The sequence below is a fragment of the Listeria innocua genome (genome assembly GCF_028596125.1).
Classification (GTDB): domain Bacteria; phylum Bacillota; class Bacilli; order Lactobacillales; family Listeriaceae; genus Listeria; species Listeria innocua.
On the sequence record NZ_CP117229.1, the window covers coordinates 2,644,696 to 2,664,598 of the forward strand.

General features: G+C 39.5%; 19 protein-coding genes and 1 other RNA gene. 6 read left to right on the forward strand and 14 right to left on the reverse strand.

Annotated features, from left to right (window positions below):
• Nucleotides 1–86 precede the first annotated feature (86 nt).
• From ffs to tadA, 9 genes are all read right to left on the reverse strand, one after another.
• Nucleotides 87–353, reverse strand: an RNA gene (gene ffs / locus PQQ29_RS13780) — signal recognition particle sRNA large type.
• Between the two features lie 285 nt (nt 354–638).
• Complete coding sequence (locus PQQ29_RS13785; protein WP_010991413.1) at nt 639–2,153, reverse strand: gluconokinase; 1,515 nt, start codon at nt 2,151–2,153, stop codon at nt 639–641.
• A gap of 111 nt (nt 2,154–2,264) precedes the next feature.
• Nucleotides 2,265–3,203, reverse strand: a complete 939-nt coding sequence (locus PQQ29_RS13790; RefSeq protein ID WP_187983826.1) for a GW domain-containing glycosaminoglycan-binding protein — start codon at nt 3,201–3,203, stop codon at nt 2,265–2,267.
• A 41-nt stretch (nt 3,204–3,244) separates the two neighbouring features.
• Nucleotides 3,245–4,207 (reverse strand): LPXTG cell wall anchor domain-containing protein, encoded by a 963-nt coding sequence (locus tag PQQ29_RS13795; RefSeq protein WP_010991414.1) that lies wholly within the window; start codon nt 4,205–4,207, stop codon nt 3,245–3,247.
• A gap of 141 nt (nt 4,208–4,348) precedes the next feature.
• A complete protein-coding gene (cydC, locus tag PQQ29_RS13800) occupies nt 4,349–6,088 on the reverse strand; it encodes a thiol reductant ABC exporter subunit CydC (RefSeq protein WP_187983825.1) in 1,740 nt (579 codons plus the stop codon).
• Nucleotides 6,088–7,812, reverse strand: a complete 1,725-nt coding sequence (gene cydD / locus PQQ29_RS13805) for a thiol reductant ABC exporter subunit CydD (protein WP_112119990.1) — start codon at nt 7,810–7,812, stop codon at nt 6,088–6,090. The genes cydC and cydD overlap by 1 nt, the downstream gene beginning before the upstream one ends.
• Nucleotides 7,812–8,825 (reverse strand): cytochrome d ubiquinol oxidase subunit II, encoded by a 1,014-nt coding sequence (gene cydB / locus PQQ29_RS13810; RefSeq protein ID WP_003727651.1) that lies wholly within the window; start codon nt 8,823–8,825, stop codon nt 7,812–7,814. Before cydB ends, cydD begins: the two co-directional genes overlap by 1 nt.
• A complete protein-coding gene (locus PQQ29_RS13815; protein ID WP_003722078.1) occupies nt 8,812–10,218 on the reverse strand; it encodes a cytochrome ubiquinol oxidase subunit I in 1,407 nt (468 codons plus the stop codon). The genes cydB and PQQ29_RS13815 overlap by 14 nt, the downstream gene beginning before the upstream one ends.
• Nucleotides 10,219–10,600: 382 nt before the next feature.
• Entirely contained in the window at nt 10,601–11,071 is a 471-nt protein-coding gene (gene tadA, locus PQQ29_RS13820) for a tRNA adenosine(34) deaminase TadA (RefSeq protein WP_003764308.1), read from the reverse strand.
• Between the two features lie 195 nt (nt 11,072–11,266).
• Between tadA and mbcS the strand changes: the two genes are divergently transcribed.
• Entirely contained in the window at nt 11,267–12,844 is a 1,578-nt protein-coding gene (mbcS, locus tag PQQ29_RS13825) for an acyl-CoA synthetase MbcS (protein ID WP_187983824.1), read from the forward strand.
• Between the two features lie 41 nt (nt 12,845–12,885).
• Here the strand turns inward: mbcS and PQQ29_RS13830 are convergent, their stop codons facing one another.
• Nucleotides 12,886–13,605, reverse strand: coding sequence for a glucosamine-6-phosphate deaminase (locus PQQ29_RS13830; RefSeq protein WP_187983823.1), 720 nt, complete (start codon nt 13,603–13,605; stop codon nt 12,886–12,888).
• Nucleotides 13,606–13,684: 79 nt separating this feature from the next.
• On the opposite strand from PQQ29_RS13830, the gene PQQ29_RS13835 reads away from it, so the two are divergent.
• Both PQQ29_RS13835 and PQQ29_RS13840 read left to right on the forward strand, forming a co-directional pair.
• A complete protein-coding gene (locus tag PQQ29_RS13835; protein WP_010991420.1) occupies nt 13,685–14,419 on the forward strand; it encodes a MerR family transcriptional regulator in 735 nt (244 codons plus the stop codon).
• A gap of 53 nt (nt 14,420–14,472) precedes the next feature.
• The gene (locus PQQ29_RS13840) at nt 14,473–14,934 is read left to right on the forward strand and encodes a GNAT family N-acetyltransferase (protein ID WP_010991421.1); all 462 of its coding nucleotides are present in this window, start codon (nt 14,473–14,475) and stop codon (nt 14,932–14,934) included.
• Between the two features lie 19 nt (nt 14,935–14,953).
• Here the strand turns inward: PQQ29_RS13840 and PQQ29_RS13845 are convergent, their stop codons facing one another.
• The 3 genes from PQQ29_RS13845 to PQQ29_RS13855 are packed head-to-tail and all read right to left on the reverse strand — an operon-like array spanning nt 14,954 to nt 17,253.
• Nucleotides 14,954–15,397, reverse strand: coding sequence for a VOC family protein (locus PQQ29_RS13845; protein ID WP_003727648.1), 444 nt, complete (start codon nt 15,395–15,397; stop codon nt 14,954–14,956).
• Nucleotides 15,398–15,454: 57 nt separating this feature from the next.
• Complete coding sequence (locus PQQ29_RS13850) at nt 15,455–16,807, reverse strand: MATE family efflux transporter (protein ID WP_187983822.1); 1,353 nt, start codon at nt 16,805–16,807, stop codon at nt 15,455–15,457.
• Nucleotides 16,804–17,253, reverse strand: coding sequence for a MarR family winged helix-turn-helix transcriptional regulator (locus PQQ29_RS13855; RefSeq protein WP_003768632.1), 450 nt, complete (start codon nt 17,251–17,253; stop codon nt 16,804–16,806). The genes PQQ29_RS13850 and PQQ29_RS13855 overlap by 4 nt, the downstream gene beginning before the upstream one ends.
• Nucleotides 17,254–17,422: 169 nt before the next feature.
• On the opposite strand from PQQ29_RS13855, the gene PQQ29_RS13860 reads away from it, so the two are divergent.
• The 3 genes from PQQ29_RS13860 to PQQ29_RS13870 all read left to right on the forward strand — a co-directional run bounded on the left by PQQ29_RS13860 (nt 17,423) and on the right by PQQ29_RS13870 (nt 19,248).
• Nucleotides 17,423–18,304 carry a helix-turn-helix domain-containing protein gene (locus PQQ29_RS13860; RefSeq protein ID WP_187983821.1) on the forward strand — a complete coding sequence of 294 codons (882 nt, stop codon included), beginning with the start codon at nt 17,423–17,425 and terminating at the stop codon, nt 18,302–18,304.
• Nucleotides 18,305–18,388: 84 nt separating this feature from the next.
• Entirely contained in the window at nt 18,389–18,844 is a 456-nt protein-coding gene (locus PQQ29_RS13865) for a MerR family transcriptional regulator (RefSeq protein WP_003764326.1), read from the forward strand.
• Nucleotides 18,844–19,248, forward strand: a complete 405-nt coding sequence (locus PQQ29_RS13870) for a cupin domain-containing protein (RefSeq protein WP_187983820.1) — start codon at nt 18,844–18,846, stop codon at nt 19,246–19,248. The genes PQQ29_RS13865 and PQQ29_RS13870 overlap by 1 nt, the downstream gene beginning before the upstream one ends.
• A gap of 43 nt (nt 19,249–19,291) precedes the next feature.
• Here the strand turns inward: PQQ29_RS13870 and PQQ29_RS13875 are convergent, their stop codons facing one another.
• Nucleotides 19,292–19,903, reverse strand: a complete 612-nt coding sequence (locus PQQ29_RS13875; RefSeq protein WP_003772840.1) for an HAD family hydrolase — start codon at nt 19,901–19,903, stop codon at nt 19,292–19,294.

The following is a 19,903-nucleotide window of genomic DNA, read 5'->3' on the forward strand; positions in this document are numbered from 1 at the left end:
TACTTTTATAAGTTTAGTAGCTGCTTTGTAGAAAAAAGACTATTTCGCGATAAGCAAAATAGTCCTTAATATATTTAAAATTAGTGTCGCGCACCTCACCTCGACATGCAATCACCTGCGTTACCTTGATAGTTAGCTCGGGCCAGGCAACCTCGCGGCACATGAGAAGCACTGATTAATGCTGCTTCCTTCCGGACCTGACATGGTTCACAGGTTCCCATTGCGCAAGACCCAACCTTCAACACCACTTGTCAAGGGCAGACCAAACAATTACGATGCCTCAAATGAGGAATTCAACCCCGCTAGAGCGGATTGCGGGTTACAGGGCGCCGCTACCTCCCCGTCTAGCACGACAAATTTGCTACCAATAATTAAGTGCCAAATAAAAAATTATTTAGCGCAAACTCTGAAAAGAGCTCAATTACTAGTGTACCTTTTTAGTGTAAAAAGTGCAAGTAGAAAACGGGGAAATATTTTTTAACGTAAGTAAACACTCATGATTGCTGCAATAATTGTTCCAACTACGCAAATACCTACTAATGTTAAAGCTATCCATACTATTTTCTTATTCATAGTCTTCTCCCCCTTACTTCACATTATCGCTTTTCTTTTAGTGATTATATCATGAAACACAAAAATTAGCTGTTATAATCAAACTTCTTTTGCCAGCTATTTAGCATGCTGTAGCTAGCCATTAATTGTGTTGTTACTTGTTTGAAAATTGGGCGTAATTCTGCATATTTCTTCGTGTTTTCACTAGGATGATAGACTGCTTTAATTGGAAGCGTTTGTTCCAGATTCAACGTTTTTAAAATTCCCAGCGAGCGCATTCCGATAATTGCAGCGCCTAAACTAGAACCTTCAATTGTATGTGGCACGCGAACTTCCCGGTCTAAAATATCAGCCAGCAATCTACACCAAGCATCATGCCCAGAAATACCACCCGTCACATAAATAATATCATCCGGAGCCGAAACTGCTTCATAGACTTCCGCGAGATTAAACGCAATTCCTTCTAAAATCGCGCGAATAAAATGTGCTTTGGAATGATTAATCGTGAGCCCAACAAAGCCCCCGCGAATATCGTTAGTCCAAAACGGAGCCCTCTCGCCAAGTAAATAAGGTTGAAAGAGCAATCCAGATGCGCCAGGAGCTACTTCATCTATATGAGCAATGAAACTTGCAAAATCGCGATTCATAATCTCACCTTCAGATCCGAATTGCTGTAATCCCCATTCCACTACTTTTCCGCCATTATTGACGGCTCCACCAGCGATAAAATAGCCATCCCCGGCACCATAACAAAATGTCCGACCACGCGAGTCCACCTGAAATTCATTTGTTAATTTCCGAACTGCCCCGCTCGTACCTACAGTAATCGTCACATCATTTCGCCCTGTTGCTTGAATACCAATATTAGCAAGCGCTCCATCACTTCCACCTACAATAAATGGCAAGTTTTCCGGAATACCCATTAATTCCGCGTATTCTTTTTTCACGCCATGTAATTGGTAGGTTTCTGGAACTACTTTTGGCAAATAATCTGGGGTTAATTTGATGATTTCCATTGCTTCAAATTCCCAGTCATGTTCTAAAATGTTATAAAGTCCGGTTCCTGATGCTAACGATTCATCCATCACCCAGACGCCAAACAAACGATTCAGAATGTAAGATTTAATATCGACAAATTTCTCCGCGCGATGGAATAATTGTGGTTCATCTTCTTTTAGCCAACAAATTTTAGCAAAGGGGCTCATTGGATGTATTGGCGTCCCTGTCGCTTCATATAGTTGAAACAAGTAATTATCCCTTTTTATATTTTCAAGCGCCTCACTGCTTCGTCCGTCCGCCCAAGTGATACATTCAGTTAAAAGCTCTCCGTCTGCTCCTACCATAATTAAACTATGCATCGCCGAACTAAATGATATGCCTCTTAGTTCTGTTTTATCTATATCCTTCATTACGCCTTGGATAGATGTTATGACTGCTTCAAAAATTTCAGTAGGACTCTCTTCCGCTTTCCCCGTTTCATCCGTTACTAATTCATAATGCGTAGCTTCCCGGCAAATGACCTCACCACGTTCATTGAAAAGTACTGCTTTTGTACTTGAAGTCCCAATATCTACGCCCATTATGTAAGATTTGCTCGTCAAAACATTTCACCTCATATCTTTGTATCTTTTCATTATACGTCAAATAGTATAAATTTTGGGGCTAGGCTACTTGGATTTTTGCAAAAGAAAAAGCTAGAGAATTTCTCTAGCTTAGTTTATCGTATTAAATGTTTTAATTCGGCTTTCTTCGCCTAGCACTATTAATGTGTTTTTATCGGCGAATTTAAGTACTTCTTTTGTGTTTGCTGCGCTTTGTGCTACACAACCTAAAGTATAATTATATTTCGGGGAGTCTACGTGATAAAACACAGCAGAACCCTTTCCCTTTATACGTTTAGCATTGTATTTAACTTCCATCCCGTACATGTATTGTGGGATTTTCATTTTTTCGTCGGCAGAACTAGAAGAAGAACGTTCCTGCCAGGTATTATAAGCTTTATCTTTAGAATTAGAAATCCAATAACTACGATTAGTAATTGCTTTAAAAGTTAATTTCGTACCTGGATTTCCTTTTTGACCAAAAGCAATGCCTGTGCGGTAAACGCCAACTGGTGTCCCTGAGCTTTTTTCAGAGAACTTTGGATCAAAACCCCATTTTCCAATATGACTCGTAAAATGGCGAACTTCATACCAATTGCCGGCACTATTTTTCTGGAAAAAGTAAGTCGTTGCTGTAGTGCTTTTTGGTTTTGTTGTAATAATTGCTTTTTTACTATTCCAAAGTGCTGGAACGGTGTCAGCGATAGTTGGTTTGCCGATATTCGTGAAAGCTCGGGCGTCAATCCAACCAATATTCGTATTTCCGAGCTTGCAATAATACCATTTTGCTCTAGCTGTTTTTCCTTCGCGAGTAATAATGAGTGTCTTTTTATCATACTTTTTTGCCGAACCGAGATATTTTACACTACTACTTGTCTTGTATATTTTGTTAGTAATACCATCGTTTCGCTTCGACTGATTGACTACCCCTTTTAAATTAACTGCTTTGTCGTAAATGATTTTTTCATACGTTGCTGCTTCGGCGTTAAAGGAGTGACCAAGGAGGCTAACCATTAGAACAATAATTAAACCGCTTAATAACTTCTTCATTATTCGCTCCTTTTTTCGAGTTATTCCCTATGACAATTAGCTTATTTTTTTCGTTTGCGTAATAGTAATATTGCTATAAGGATAACTATAACACCTGCTACAACGAAAATCCATTCCACGCCTTGATCCCCTGTTGCAGGTAAGTCTTCTTTGGATGCTTTAGGTGTGCTTGGTTTAGCTGTCGCACTTTTTACTGCGTTAGTTGTTTCGATTTTTTTCACGTTTGCCGGAGCTTTAACAACCACGTCATTTTCTTTTTTCGTTGGAACTTCATAGGTTACTTCTTCGCTGAAATTACCCGCTTCATCGAAAGCATAAGCGAAGATTTTTTTCGGCACTGTAGCCCACTGCGCGTAAAAATTGCCATCTTTATCTGCTTTTGTTACTCCCTCGCCAAAATTTTCATCTACGGGAGAAGTAATGTAGACACTTGCGAATGGTTTCGTTTTTCCAGTAAAAATCTTTGTTTCTAAATCAAAATTCATATCTGTGACAGTTAATTGGGCTGTTTTTTCTTTTACTAAATAATTTAATTTGACTGCTGTAGTTTTGCCTTCTTCATTTTCCCCAAGTAAGGTGATAACATGGATACCTGGTTCTGCTGTATTCAGTTTAGAATTCTCTGCTAAGCGATAATTTACTAATTTAGTACCTGTATGTGTTGTTAATGTGTCTGTAAAATCTTTTAGCGCAATTTTATCGTTTTGTTCATAGGAATAAACTTCAGCTGAATCGGTAATGTCGATAGTTGTTGGTGTAGTATTCTTCTGTGGTTCAGTAGCCTTTTGTGGTTCAGTAGTTTTAGTCTTTGGTGCTTCTTTTGGCGGTTCAGGTGTTTTTGAAGGATCTTCAGTGATTGTATTTTTAGTAGTATCTGTTATTTTATCTTCTGTTGGAGTTACATTGTTACCATTTTCATTTGTTTCAGCGCTTGCTGCCAATGAAAATGGAATGATAAGACTAGTTAACAAAGCTATAAGTACAAGCCCGTGGAATTTTTTCATAATAAATTCCCCTTTCGTTTTTTCATATATTAATCATAAGCAGAAATGAGTCAAAAGTCAATTTTAAATTACAATATTGTTACAAATGTTAAGGAAGTACTACAAAAAAGCTTGCTAAGTTTTTTCTTAGCAAGCTTTTTTCTATAATTCAATAGGTCTATCTAATTGATAAAGCCGTTTATATCTTGGTTCCTCTGCCATTAATTTGGCGTGGCGGCCTTCCATCAATGTTTTTCCTTCTTCTAAAAATAATACTCGGTCCATTTTCTCTGCTCCGACTAAATGATGCGTTACCCAAATGAGTGATTTATCGGCTAATGTTTCGAAAATAGTTGCTAGCAAATCTCGTTCTGTAATGGGATCAAGTCCTACTGTCGGTTCATCTAAAATAACAATCGGCGTATTTTGAAGTAAAATCCGAGCTAGTGCAATCCGACCACGTTCCCCGCCAGAAAAACGCTCGCCCATCTCACTCATTTGTGTATGGTAGCCATCTAGCATACTCATAATAAAATCATGTAACTGAACTTTTTTTGCCGCCGCATAAACTTCCTCATCGGTGGCATCTTGATTTCCTAAGCGAATATTATTTAAAACCGTTGTACTGAAAAGATGTGCTTTTTGATTTAACATTGATGTAATTTCAGGAATTTGCGGTCTTAAATTCTCCACCTCAACACCGTTCATTGTTACTTTTCCAGCTGTTGGTAGTAAAGCTCCTTGAACCAATTTAAGAAAAGTTGATTTCCCTGTACCACTTCGACCGATAATCGCCACTTTTTCACCTTGTTCAAGTGTAAAGTCAAAACCGTCTAAGATTTTAGACGACTTTTTATCGTAAGCGAAAGATAAATTTTCTGCTTTTAAAACTACATTTTCGGTATTAATGCGGGCAATTTCTTTCGTTTCTTCTTCAAAGGTTGGAAGCGCCGGGTCTTCTATTTTGTCTAGACGGGCTAGCGAATCTTGGTAGAGCGATTTATCACTAATAGCGCTTGAAACTGGTACAAACGCTTCTGCAAGAGCCATTATAGCTAAAACGAAAGCAGCAATCATTGTTCCAGAAAACGCGCCATCACGAGACTCAGCTGTGCTCCAATAGACCATCACGATAACCATAAAACCAACAACTAACTGGCTAAAGAAATCACGCCAATTAACAAAATGAAACTGTTTATTTTCAGTTCGAAGCATATCCGCCTCGTCTTTTTCATAATTCGTAATAAATGTTTTTTCACGACCGCTAAATTTCCAATCGCTAATACCAAAAACAGCGTCAGTAAATTTTTGATACAAACTGTTTCGACCTTGTTTTAAATAAGCATTCTTGCCGCGAGCATATAAAAGGGAGACCCATGGCAGCACAAGCACGAGTAGTCCAATTAAAAGTACGAAAAGCGCCGCAAATGGAATTGAAAATGCTCCAAGTGAAATAACGACGATTGCGTAAAGTACAAGGCTAACAATTGCCGGTAGCATCGTAGTCAAATAGAAGTTTTGTAAATGTTCAATATCACCTGCAAGCAAACCTAGAATATCGCCAGTTTTATAGCGCGATTTGAGTAGTAGCGCTTGAGGTTCAAGTAAACGATACAGTCTAACACGCATTTTTTCTAAAATTCGAAGCACAAGCGAATGGCTCGAAAGGCGTTCTACATAGCGTGAAACCGAGCGCATAATACCAAATGCGCGCACTCCAACGGTTGAAATATAGACAGCCATAATTGATTCTGGCATCAGGGACGATTTTGAAATCAAATGACCCGATGTAAACATAAGCGCTCCAGCTGAGGCAAAAGTCAGTGTTCCAAGGAAAATGACAAGTAAAAACAAGCCGCGATTTTCTTTAATATATGGGATAATCCAGCTACTTTTTCGCATCATACTTCCTCCAATTGGGCTTTGACTAAATTGTAATAGAACCCTTTACGCGCCAGTAGTTCCTCGTGCGTTCCTGTTTCGACCACAGCCCCGTGATCTAAAACGATAATTCTGTCCATTTCAAGCATCCAGTGCAAACGATGCGTCGCGAAAAAAACAAGTCGATTTTCAAATAAGTCTAGCATTGGTTTTTTTAGTTCGTATTCTGTTTCAATATCTAAGTGCGCTGTTGGCTCATCCATTAGTACAACTGGACGATCCGTTAAGAAAGCCCGAGCAAGTGCAACACGTTGTTCTTGCCCGCCACTAAGCATCCGCCCTGATTCCCCAACAAGCGTTTCATAGCCATCTTCAAGCCCGGCCACAAGCTTATTTAAACCAGCTGATTCGGCTGCTTTTTTCATTTCCTCTTCAGTAGAATTAGGATGATAAAAGCGAATATTTCCAGCGATTGTATCATGGAAAAGGTACGGATGTTGCGGAATATAAGTTACTTGGGTTTGCCAATCAGTTGAAGCAAGCGCCGCACCAGTTTTTCCATTCCAGCGAAAATCTCCGGAAGTTGGTGTCAAAAAGCCACTTAAAACATCAATTAACGTCGATTTCCCAGCACCAGTCGCACCGATAATCCCAATTTTTTCAAAACCTTTCACAGTAAAACTTGCTTCATGTAGCGATTCAGCATCATCCGCGCCGTGCTTCACAGTAATTTTTTCAAAGGAGAACTCGGTATTTTCAGCAAATGGAGTTAGCGGTAAAGCGTCCGTTTCTGGCTTGTCCGCTTTAGCTTGGTCAATAATCCCTTGAATAACTCGACCCGCTTCCTGCCCGTCAAGTGTGGCATGGTAATCCGAGCCAACTTCACGCACTGGTAAAAAGTATTCTGGCGCAAGGATTAAAACACTTAGCGCAATCGGCAAGTTCATATTACCGTCAATAAGGCCAAGACCTAAGAATAAGGCAACAAGCGCAATTGAAAGCATTGTAAAGAAATCTAGCGCAAATGAAGACATAAATGCCACTCGTAACGTTTTCATCGTAGCTTTCCGGTAGCGCGAACTAACCGAAGCAATTTTTCCTTCATGGTCATGACTTAATCCTAAGTATTTCAAAGTCTCTAAACCTTTTAACGAATCTACAAAGTGATTGGACAGCACACGATATGTTTCAAACTGCGAATCAGCTTGTTTTTTCGCGGCTAATCCTAGAATAATCATAAACACAATTAAAATTGGCAAAGTAATCATCAAAATAAAAGCGGAAGTCCAGTCTTGAAAAGCAATATAAACCCAAATCATCGCTGGAATAATAGCCATATTCATCATTTTAGGTAGAAACAGTTCTAAATAATTCCGGAAGTCAGCTACACCTTCCATTACCATCGTTACAACTTTCCCAGTTCCTTCCGCTCGTGCAAAACGCGGTCCAAGCGCGAACAAACTATCTAGTAATTCTTCTCGCATTGTCTTCGCAAGTTTTGCAGCATAGCGATAAACGATTTGTTTTTTCCATACGTTCAAAAAGTGACGCAAGAAATAGGCCCCCGCGAAGAGACCTATTTGTATTGTGACTGATTGAAATGGATGCTCGTGAAATAAGTCAGTAATCGCGCGAGCTAAAGTTATCGCCATCACGATAATCGCAGCACCTTGAACAAGCGTGAAAACTGCGAGAATCGCCATTATTTTTTTAATTCCTTTGTAGTTCCTTAAATCTTTTCCCATTAATACGTCATTTTCTCCTTACTAGAAACGCGCTTACGGAAAACATAGTAGCTCCAAATTTGGTAACCAAGAACAAACGGCAATAGCGTAACGGCAACTATCGTCATCACACTTAGCGAATATTGTCCGGAAGCTGCATTTTCTATAGTTAAATCAAACGCACTGTTGATAGAGCTGATCATTACACGTGGGAATAGTGACACGAAAATCGTCGCAATCGTGAAGACAATTCCAAGTCCGCCGAATGTAAATGCTAAAATATCACGATCTTTCCAAATAAACAGGGCAGATAGCACGTACATAACGACTACAATTCCAATCATCAGTGGTACAAGTACAGGTCTAACTTGGAACATATCTGTATTGAAGTAAGCAAGTACAACGAAAATTACTAAAGCTGGTACAGTAATAAACCAAACACGTTTCGCCATACGACGAGCACGATCTTGAATATCTTCTTCTGTACGTAAAGTAATAAATAGTAACCCGTGAAGTAGGCACATAAGCGTAATCGTCACGCCACCCCATACGGAGAATACGGTAATGTAATCAAAGAAACCAGCATACATATCCATATCACTATTAATCGGCATACCTTGAATCAAACTAGCAAATAATACACCAAATAGGAATGGCGGTAAAATACTACCGAAGAAAATAACCCAATCCCACGTTTTTATCCAAAGCGGTGAATCTTTTTGACCACGGAATTCAAAAGAAACCCCGCGACCAATTAAAGCAAGTAATAAGAATACTAGTGGAATATAATACCCACTAAACATTGTTGCATACCAGTTTGGGAAAGCCGCGAAAATCGCGCCCCCTGCAGTTAATAGCCATACTTCATTTGCATCCCAGAACGGTCCAATCGTATTAACGAGTACGCGCCGTTCCAGTGCATTTCTAGCCATAAATCGTGTAGACATCCCAACACCAAAGTCAAAACCTTCAAGGAAGAAGAATCCAATGAATAAGATGGCGATTAATAGAAACCATAACTCATTTAGTGACAAAGCTTTCATCCCCCTTATCAAATGGATCTACGGAAATCTCTGCTTTTTCTGGTTTGTGTCCGTCTGGTCCTTTTTTAATTTCACGTATAAACAAGTAAACCAATAGAATGGCTAAAATCGTATAAATAGTCGAGAACGCAATTATCGAGAACAAAATTTGTCCTGATGAAACGTTTGGCGATACGGCATCAGCGGTTTTCATGTAACCGAAAACTACCCATGGTTGTCGCCCTATTTCTGTCATAATCCAACCCATGGAGTTCGCTAGGAACGGGAAGCCAATCATTGGAATCATGAAACGTAAATACCATTTTGCATTAACGAGTTTTTTCTTCCAAGCAAGCACGATACCAATTAATGCGAATAAAATCATTAACATACCAGCGCCAACCATGATACGGAAGCTCCAAAATGCTGTTTTAACTGGTGGGATGTAGTCACCTTCACCATATTTTTCTTCGTATTGTTTTTGCAGCGTGTTCATACCTTCCACGCTACCAGTTAATGTTCCATAAGATAAGAAACTTAGCGCGTACGGGACATTGACTTCCCATTCGTTTTTCTTCTCTTCTGGGTTGATCTTGGCAATCATCGTCCACGGAGCTGGGTCAGCTGTATCTTCCCATATCCCTTCTGTTGCTGCCATTTTCATAGGTTGAGTTTTAACTAAGTATTGTGCTTGCGAGTGACCACTGAAAGCCACACCAAATCCACCTATTACCGCCATGACCATTGCAATTTGGAATGATCGTTTAAAGAAGGCGACATCTTGTTTTTTGAGCATCTTATACGCACTGACACCAGCAATGAAAAAGGCCCCAGTGGCAAATGCCCCGAATATAACGTGCGGGAACTCCACAAGTAGTTGTCCATTAGTAATAAGTTGCAAGAAGTCATTCATTTCTGCGCGGCCGTTCTTAAATTCAAAACCAACCGGATGTTGCATAAATGAGTTTGCGGCTAAAATCCAGAAACTAGACATGATTGTTCCGATTGAAACAAGCCAAATACAAGCTAAATGAAGCTTTTTGCCAAGTTTGTCCCAACCAAAAATCCAAAGTCCGATAAACGTAGATTCCATAAAGAATGCTAGTAACGCTTCGATAGCAAGTGGTGCTCCGAATACGTCCCCAACAAATCTAGAGTAATCCGACCAGTTCATCCCAAACTGGAATTCTTGAATAATACCGGTTACGACACCGACTGCGAAGTTAATTAGGAATATGTGTCCCCAAAACTTCGACATTTTTTTGTAAATTTCTTTCCCCTTCACGACATACAACGTCTCCATAAGAGCAACCATAAATACAAGTCCAATTGAAAGTGGTACAAATAAAAAATGGAAAATCGTTGTTGATGCGAATTGAAAACGGGCTAAAAATAGTTTATCCACCCTTTTCTCCTCCTTTTTATGCTTAAAATTGCTGTTTAGTCCCTTGCTTTTTTGCTTCTTTCTTAAAAACCTTGTGAAAAACCGCCCAAAGTGATGCGCCCAGTTGCTCTGTAATTCACAAAGCATAATAAAATAATATGTAATCCTTATTTTTCACGGGTTTAGGAACTAGTTAAGAAAGATTTTTACTTTATAATGAGTTCTATCTGGAGTATATTTTATCCTATTTTAAGGTAAATTTATTTAGTACTTTAGATGTTATTTTATTTTTGAGAGATTGTGATAAATTTCGCAATTATTAAGTGGCTGTAAATGTTGATAAGACTTATTGCTTTTTATTTCACAATAGAAATCGTAAAAGCATGATTTAGTATAATGAGTATTAAGACCTATTCTTTTTTTTACGTTTTCGCAATTCCCGGAAGAAACTTTTTAACATCGCGCTGCTTTCGGCTTCTAATAATCCAGCTTCTACTTTACACGTATGGTTAAATCGATCATCCTGTAATAAATTCATTAATGAGCCTGCTGTTCCGGCTTTTGGATCTTTTGCTCCGTAATAAACTTTGTCAATTCGCGAAAGTAAAATTGCTCCACTGCACATCGGACATGGTTCTAGCGTGACATATAGTTCTGCGCCACTAAGACGCCAAGAATTTTGGTGTTTACAAGCATCTTCAATTGCAAGTAACTCCGCATGAGTCACAGCATTCTGGGTAGTTTCGCGTAAATTATGTGCGCGACCAATAATTTCTCCATCTAAAACAACAACTGCACCAATTGGAACCTCTCCAATTTCCCGTGCCTTCTTCGCCTCCTCAAGCGCTTGTTGCATAAAGAAATCTTGTTCCATCTATGCACCTCATTTCTCAAAAATCACTCACTGCCATTTTATCATAGCTTGTATTAGATGTAAGAATAATCTGCTCAAATTTTCACAGGAATACTTTTAGTTGCTTTCATAAAGTATTTATATTACCATATATTAATACTAGGTACTAAAACAAAATTATCAAAATATACAATCTACTTGCAAAGGAGAATCATTATGAATTCAGAGAAATTAATTGCTCCAGAACTTTATAATATCACCGACGAGATTGCTAAATTTAGTTCTGAAAAAACTGCTTTAATTTGGAAAAACGAACACAATGAAACAAAAACTTGGAGTTACCGCCACTTGCTGGAACAAGCGAGCAAATTTGCTAACGTTGTAAAAGATGCGGGTGTTAAAAAAGGCGACCATGTCATTGTTATGACGCCTAGACTACTAGAAACTTATGCCATTTACATGGGCTTGTGGAAAGCTGGTGCGATTATCATCCCGGCATCTGAGCTTCTTAAAGCACATGACTTAGAATACCGCATCCGCCATGCTAACGTAAAAGCAATCGTTTCTTACAATGGAATGACCGCTGAATTTGATAAAATCGAAAATATTCCTTCTGTATCGAAAAAAATTATTGTTGGCGAAAAATTATCCGGCTGGGATCACTACGAAACACTAATGGAAACTGCATCGACTGAATTTGAACGCGTAGAAACGTCTCGAGATGACGCTTGTCTGCTTGCATTTACTAGTGGAACTACTGGTAATCCTAAAGGTGTTGTACATATTCACGGTTGGGGTTACGCGCACATTCGTATCGCAGCTGATCATTGGTTAGACATTCATGAGGACGATATTGTTTGGGCAACAGCAGGTCCTGGTTGGCAAAAATGGGTTTGGTCTCCGTTCCTTTCTGTACTTGGAAAAGGTGCGACTGGCTTCATTTACAACGGTCGCTTCATTCCAGAAAAACAACTACATTTACTGGAAGAAGAAAAAATCAATGTGCTATGCTGTACGCCAACAGAATATCGTTTAATGGCTAAAGTAAATAATTTACGCGAACATGATTTAAGTGCCCTTCGTAGCGCCGTATCAGCAGGAGAACCTTTAAACCGCGAAGTTATTCAAGTTTTCCAAGACAATTTTGATATTAAAGTGCGCGACGGTTATGGTCAAACGGAAAGTACATTATTGATTGGGACACTGGTTGATACGCCAATCCGCCCTGGTTCGATGGGTAAACCGATTATGCCAGAATACATGGCAATTATTGATGCTGAAGGAACTCCAGTCGGTGTCGGTGAAATTGGGGACATCGCAATGCGCAGAGACTTCCCAGCACTTTTCAAAGAGTATTATAAAGAACCAGAACGTGTGCAAAAAGCGATTCGCGGTGATTATTTCGTGTCTGGTGACCGCGCTATCCGCGATGAAGACAATTATTACTGGTTCCAAGGACGAAATGACGATATTATTATTAGCTCTGGCTACACGATTGGACCGTTCGAAGTAGAAGACGCGCTCACACATCACCCAGCCGTAAAAGAAGTCGCTGTTGTCGCAAGTCCTGACGAAATCCGCGGTACAGTCGTAAAAGCTTTCATCGTCTTAAAAGATGGATACGAGGGCACGGAAGACCTTGTGCATGAATTACAAACATTTACGAAAGAACAAACGGCTCCGTATAAGTACCCGCGCCGGATTGAGTTTGTTGAAGCGTTACCGAAAACTGATTCTGGTAAAATTCGCCGCGTTGAGTTGCGTGATGCGGAGTTTGCTAGTGTGCATGGATAATCAAAAACCCAGCCTTCCTAAATAGAAGGTTGGGTTTTCTTTTAAATATTCAACTCACTCGCCGCTTCCTCGTCCAGCACAACTGTGAAATTAGGGTGCAACTGGAAAATCGAGCTTGGAATGTCTTCTGTCACTGGGCCTTGTAGGGCTTTTTTGATAATCGCTGCTTTTTTCTTGCCGTTTGCGAATAGGATGACTTCTTTTGCGTGCATGACGCTTTTTGGTCCCATTGTTACGTAGTATTCTGGAACTTTTTCTGCATCGCCGCCAACTTCTCCTAGCAAAATATCGAACATATCTGGGCGTGATTGAACGGAAACAAGTCGCGTTTCATCGCCGAATTTGGTTACACCAGGTAAGTTTCCGCAGAAGTGACCATCTTCACCAATCCCGATTAAAATCGCATCCAAGCCACCAACTGCTTTCAAATGTGCTTCATGGTCTGTATAGTTTTTCGTATCTAGCATGTGAATTTGTTCTTCTGGAATGCCCGCCGGATCAAAATACATCGCTTTTAAATTACCAATAGTTACGCCATATTTTTCGTTTCCAATTGGAATTTCGTCAAAATTATAATAGCTTACATTTGTCAGTGGTGCCTTTTCTTTCATTTCTTCCACCATCAGTTCGTACATTCGCTTCGGTGTGGAGCCTGCTGTGATTGCCAAATGAACCTTTTTGTCTTGATACATTTTCCCTAAAAGCAGTTGCATCGTTGTTTTACTCATATTTTCGTAATCTTTTTCCACAATAATTTTCATTTTTTTCACCTCTCGCTTTGAATTACCTTTATGATAAAGTGTATAGTAACTATAGAGTCAAGACGAAAGGGTGATAAATGTGGAACCGTTTTTTTCCATTGGGGAAATGGCAAAGAAAAGCCAACTCTCCATTCAACGACTGCGCTATTATGATAAAATTGGGCTTTTGGTCCCCGCTTTTACCGATCCGACTTCTGGGTATCGCTACTACAAAACGGCTCAAGAAGAACAACTCAACCTCATTCAAGCGTTGCAATATATGGGGTTTTCCTTGCAAGAACTCAAACAATATCTCGACAAAAACACATCGGAAAGCTTACCCGATTTGCTTATTAAATATCAACAAAAATTAAAGGATGAAGAAGCTCGCATTGCCCGTAAAAAGTGGCTTATTGACCGTTATCAAGGTTTATTAAAACGGGAAACTGAAACAACACAACCTCTAACAACGGCCCGACTTTTGCTTACAGAGCCACTTCTAACACCTGTTCATGCGGATATTTTAAACGACCCAGATTTCCATCAAGAAGTTCAGAAAACTGTGAGTCGCCTCGGTCTTTCGAAAAGCTATCAGCAGTTTCCTGGTTTTTTTATGTTAGACGGGCAGGCTTATCTTTTCATTGAACTAGATCATTCTATTGGCGCACTTGGTGAACGGCGTTTATTATCAAGTGAGCGGCAAGCTTTTGTCACGCCGCAAAACTTAGAAACGCCTCCAGAAAATGAAAATTACCTTTTACAAGAAACGGTGGCTTGGATTAATCAAGAGCTGGTTCACGGTTATTCATATGAAACAAAATTAACTTTTGAATAGATATTTTAGAAAGATTGGTTATAATAGAAAGAAATAACGTGGAGGTGGGCGCCGTGGAAATCAAGCAAATCAAAGCAAAAGACACGCAAGATATTAGGCACCGGGTTCTTCGCCCAGAACAGCCTGAAGAAAACGCAATTTACCCTAATGATGATATGGATGGTACTTTTCATTTAGGCGCTTTTGAAAAGGATGTTTTACTTGGAGTTGCGAGTTTTTATCCGGAAAAATCAGCCATTATTAATAATCCTGCTCAGTACCGAATTCGCGGTGTGGCAACAGAACGACGGATGCGCTTGAAAGGCCTCGGCACAGCATTACTTGCAGAAGGTGAAGCGGAAATTTGGAAGCACGGCGCAGATATTATTTGGTGCAATGCGCGAATTGTCGCTGTTGGTTTTTATGAAAAACATGGCTACCGCAAAGTTGGTAAATCGTTTGTCATTCCTGGCATCGGCGAACATTACTTAATGAAAAAAGTGAATCCAAATAAAAAAGTGGACCAAGATAACTAATATCTGGTCCACTTGTTTTTTATAATTTAGAATAAGGTTGTGTATGAATCATCCAGGAGATGCCGTACTCGTCGACGAATTGTCCCATTTTCCCGCCCCAAAATTGCTCTTCGAAAGGTAACGTTACAGTTACTCTTCCCGATGAGCTCACTTTTTCAAAGAAAGCATCGGCGTCGGCTACTGCCGCTGGGTCTTCACTGTTAGAATCGAGCATAATCGAGATTTGGTTGGATGGTTTTACTTCTTTGCCGAATGAATCTGAACAAAATAAATTTGCCCCAAGGACGGTAAAGCCACCGTGAACAGTTGTGTTCTCTAGGTTTTCTTTTGCTAGACCAAACATTTCGCTTTGTTCCTCACTTACTGGAAGCCTTGAAATATTCGTTGCTCCGAACACTTCTTCATAATATCCTAAAGCCTCTTTTGCATTTTCAAAAGCCAAATACGGGTACATTTTTGCCATAAAAATCGCTCCTTTGTTTTTAAGACACTAGTTAGAAAATACCCAATTCATTTTACCTTAAACTATCTCGGGATTTTTAAAAATTCGGCCCCATGTTTTGCTCATAATCACAAGACAGACGGTGAACGCGCCTAAATCTGCTAATGGGAAAGCATACCAAATACCATCTAAACCGAAGAACTGCGGCAAAATAAGTAAAAGTGGTACTAAACAGATGATTTGGCGCATTAAGGAAATGATAAAGGAAATCCGTGCTCGACCAAGCGCTTGATATAGCCCTCCGCAGACAATTTGGAAACCAATTGTTGGGGCAGCTAGAAGCATAAATCTAACAGCATTTGTTCCTTGTGCAATCAATTCTGGGTCATTAGAGAAAATTCGTACGAGCATTCCTGGGAAAATTTCTACCAAGCCCCAAGCAATTAGTGACATGACAGTTGCTGCAATCATTGATACTTTGACAGCTTTCATTACACGTTCGAATTGTCTCGATCCGTAGTTGAAGCCAACGATTGGTTGCATCCCTTGTGTTACACCATTGATCGGCATAATTACGAAAGAAGCAATTCGGTTGGCAATTCCGTAAACCGCAATCGCCATTGTTCCGCCATAAATATTAAGCATCCAGTTTACCGCAACCGTTACGATACTCCCTGCGGACATCATAATAAATGACGGGAACCCGATTGCCATAATCCGGCGAATCAGCGGGAAATCCATTCGGAATGAGAACCCTTTTAAAGATAAAGTACTTTTTCCTGATAAAAAGTAAATCAAGAGCCAAATCGCGCCAACAGCCTGCGCAATAACGGTTGCAAGCGCTGAACCACGAACGCCCATACCGAATCCCATAATGAAAATCGGGTTTAAAATCATATTTAAAATAGCGGAAATAATCATGGTTAACATCGCTGTTTTCGCATTACCTTCCGAACGCACGATATTATTCATCGCCATCGCAAAGGTTTGGAACACTGCGCCTAGTAAAATAAGCGATAAGAAATCACTCGCAATATCATGAATATCCGCTGGTGCCCCGAAAAGCGTAATAAGTGGATCTAAAAATATAAAGGTTACAATTGCAATAAAAATACTGGAAATAAGTACTAACCAGATAACTTGATGGAATACTTTATCCGCATGTTTTTGTTCACCGGCACCGAGCGAGCGGGAAATAATTGAAGCACCACCAATACCAAACATCGCCGCCATCGCCATCAGTATCATTTGAACGGGAAAAGCAATCGAAAGTGCTGCAACCCCTGACGGACCAACGCCATATGACACGAAAATCGTATCAACAATATTATACATTCCCATAACAAACATACCGATAAATGCCGGAATCGACAAACGCGCCATGAGTGATGGAATACTATCTTCACCTAATCGTTTACTCTGTTCTTTCATTCGACCTCTCCTCCTTCAACTGCCATAATCGCATTATCAGAAAGTCGTCCTATCAAATGCATTAAGTCATCTTTTTCTTCTTCGCTAAACCCTGCCGTTAAAAGTGCAGACCATTCAGCTGTAACTTCTTCAATTAATTCTCGCATTTTAAATCCTGTTTCAGTCACGAAAATCCGTTGAATACGTCTATCTCTTGTATCCATTTCTCGGCGAATCATCCCAAGATCTTCAAGGCGCTTTATATGGCGCGTCACACTGGCTTTATCCACCATAAACCTTTTTGCCATTGATTCTTGAGAAATACCATCTTCTTTATAAAGCGTCCATAAATACCGCAATTGACCTATATTAAGACCAGTTTCAAGTAACTTTTTATTTTTAAAAGTGCTTTCTGAACGATGAATAATTGCGATGGCTTTCGCTAAGCTTTCATGTCTATCTGCCATTTATCCGACTCCTCATAAAAAAATCCGCCACATAATTAGTTGCGGCGTCAACCATTATAGTATAGCAGTAATTTGGTTGACTGCGCAACCTTTTTATTTCCCGGGCAATAATTTGACTTCCTATCTTTCTTTTGTAAAAATAAAGAGTAGAGAAGGGGTGCTATCCACTGTGCAGATTAAAATATTAAAAAATAGATATCCCAATATAGTCGTTTCAAAAAACCCAATAAAATCAACTACAGATACGTTTTCTTTTTTCGAGGAACCGTATTATTTTACTATCCCCAAAAGTGACCTTTCAGAAGAAGAAGCGGCGTTACTACATACGTTATTTCCAAAACCATTACCAACATTTACAAAAGAATCTACTCAGTTTTGGTTCGATTTGTTATTTGGAAATGAAGCCGTCACGATTACGAATGAAAAAGAAACTTACCGAATAACACAGTTTCATATTAAAACTACTACTACCAAAAGCATGTTGCAAGAATGGCAAAAAGCGCTACTCAGTTTCTTTAGTCCGGATGCTGAACTAATTATGTTTTCGGCGAGTTATGGTGTGATTATTGAAAAGTCCACCGGTTCACTCCTCGGGGAAGAAGAACTTATTGCTGTTGCCGGTACTCTTGAAAATGATTTTTATATTCAATCTACTTTCTTTATGGGGCTCTTTCATCCGTTAAATGCGAAATTACGTGGCTTATTTGCAGAGGAACGTACCATTTTTGACCATAATAATCGTGAAGTTGTCCAAACCGTCGCTTCCGAAAGTTTAAAAGTCATCGCGCTAAGAATGAAAGAAAGTTTAATTACGAGTGAACTCAACAACCTTTTCCATCAAGATGATACTTGGATTCCTTTAATTCATACGTTATTTAAAAACCAAGGAAACATCAGCCTTACTGCCAAAGAACTTTTTATGCACCGAAATACAATTCAATATCGTTTGGACAAATTCTATGAACAAACAAACTTATCACTCCGCAAAATGGATGGGTTGCTCTTAGCTTATCTGTCTACACTTCAAACAAATAGTAGCAATCATGAATAAATGATCATGGTTGCTTTTTCGCTTGACTTAAAGTTAACTCCAAGGAATACAATCATTATAGAAAATCAGTAAAGGAGAATGGCTATGACCAAAAATAAAATTAGCTTTTATGTGGTGGATGCTTCGGAAGACTTAACAATGAATATCAAAGAAGCGAGTGAAAAAAGTGGTGTTTCTGCTGATACAATTCGCTACTACGAACGCATTGGTTTAATTCCACCTATATATCGTAATGAAAATGGCATTCGTAAATTTGGCGCAGAAGACATACGCTGGATTTTGTTTAGTCGTCAAATGCGCCGCGCTGGTTTATCTATTGAAGCATTAATTGATTACTTGGCACTTTTCCGAGAAGGCGAACACACGCTAGAAGCTCGCGCCGAATTGCTGAAAGAACAACGCATGGAGTTGAAAAATCGCATTGATGTTATGCAAGAAGCGCTTGATCGACTTGACTTCAAAATAGATAATTACGATACCCACCTCATTCCGGCTCAAAAAGAACTAAAAGATTTTAATGTCGAAAGGGGTAATTTATAATGAGTACACTAGAAAACAGCGTTATTTTTGATAAAGGTGAACTGATTACTAATGACTACTTTACCGGTAATGCTTATTTAAAAATGCTTGTCGCAGAAGATACTGTTTACAATTGTCCGATTGGGAACGTTACGTTTGAACCGGGAGCCAGGAATAACTGGCATAAACATGACGGCGGGCAAATCCTACTTGTAACAGGCGGAACTGGTTACTATCAAGAGGAAGGAAAACCCGCTCAGTTACTTAAAGAGGGTGACGTGGTAACTATCCCGAAAGACGTGAAACATTGGCACGGCGCTACGAAAGATAGCTGGTTTGTCCACTTAGCCATTTCAACAAATGTGGATATAGGGGGAACTACTTGGTTAGAGCCCGTATCCGATGAACATTACACTAAATTATAACGAAAAAACCCGCTAGCCTTCATTCAAGGTTGGCGGGTTTTACTTATTTACTTACATACGCTAAAATATCTTCTGGTTTTTCAAAGACAAGTTCTGCTTTTTCAAAGCCATCTGTTGTCTTCGCACCCCAAAGCGCTAAGCCAAAATGAGCTCCGGCCGCATGGGCACATTTCATATCATAAGAAGAATCACCGACATAAAGCACCTCATGTGGCTCTCTTCCAAGAATTTCTAACCCTTTCAGCAGTGGATCTGGATGAGGTTTATGGTTTTCTGTATCACTCGCACAAACAATTGCTTGAAAATGATCCTGAATATCAAATGGATAGAAACCTTTCTCCATTTCTAACGCATTTTTCGAAGTAACTACGCCGCTTTCTGGAATGGCATGCAGAACTTTATGAATACCTTCGAAAACCTCTACTTCTTCAATAAAAGTTGCTTCACGTTCAATCCATTTGTCCAATACTTTCTCTGAATCCAAAATATTTAACTGTTCAACCGCAGCTGCCCCAGTAATTCCAAGTACAAATCGTAATTCATCTAGTTCATAACTTAATCCTTCTTCGGCTAAAACCGCTTGAAGAGAATGCAAAACAGCTCTCTCCGTGTCTAGAATCGTTCCATCTACGTCAAAAATTATTGCTTTATACAT

Coding starts and splice junctions, on each gene's coding strand:
- PQQ29_RS13790 (WP_187983826.1), bottom strand. CDS start 3,203: ATGAAGAAGTTATTAAGCGGTTTAATTATTGTTCTAATGGTTAGCCTC.
- PQQ29_RS13795 (WP_010991414.1), bottom strand. CDS start 4,207: ATGAAAAAATTCCACGGGCTTGTACTTATAGCTTTGTTAACTAGTCTT.
- cydC (WP_187983825.1), bottom strand. CDS start 6,088: ATGCGAAAAAGTAGCTGGATTATCCCATATATTAAAGAAAATCGCGGC.
- cydD (WP_112119990.1), bottom strand. CDS start 7,812: ATGGGAAAAGATTTAAGGAACTACAAAGGAATTAAAAAAATAATGGCG.
- tadA (WP_003764308.1), bottom strand. CDS start 11,071: ATGGAACAAGATTTCTTTATGCAACAAGCGCTTGAGGAGGCGAAGAAG.
- mbcS (WP_187983824.1), top strand. CDS start 11,267: ATGAATTCAGAGAAATTAATTGCTCCAGAACTTTATAATATCACCGAC.
- PQQ29_RS13830 (WP_187983823.1), bottom strand. CDS start 13,605: ATGAAAATTATTGTGGAAAAAGATTACGAAAATATGAGTAAAACAACG.
- PQQ29_RS13845 (WP_003727648.1), bottom strand. CDS start 15,397: ATGGCAAAAATGTACCCGTATTTGGCTTTTGAAAATGCAAAAGAGGCT.
- PQQ29_RS13850 (WP_187983822.1), bottom strand. CDS start 16,807: ATGAAAGAACAGAGTAAACGATTAGGTGAAGATAGTATTCCATCACTC.
- PQQ29_RS13855 (WP_003768632.1), bottom strand. CDS start 17,253: ATGGCAGATAGACATGAAAGCTTAGCGAAAGCCATCGCAATTATTCAT.
- PQQ29_RS13865 (WP_003764326.1), top strand. CDS start 18,389: ATGACCAAAAATAAAATTAGCTTTTATGTGGTGGATGCTTCGGAAGAC.
- PQQ29_RS13870 (WP_187983820.1), top strand. CDS start 18,844: ATGAGTACACTAGAAAACAGCGTTATTTTTGATAAAGGTGAACTGATT.
- PQQ29_RS13875 (WP_003772840.1), bottom strand. CDS start 19,903: ATGTATAAAGCAATAATTTTTGACGTAGATGGAACGATTCTAGACACG.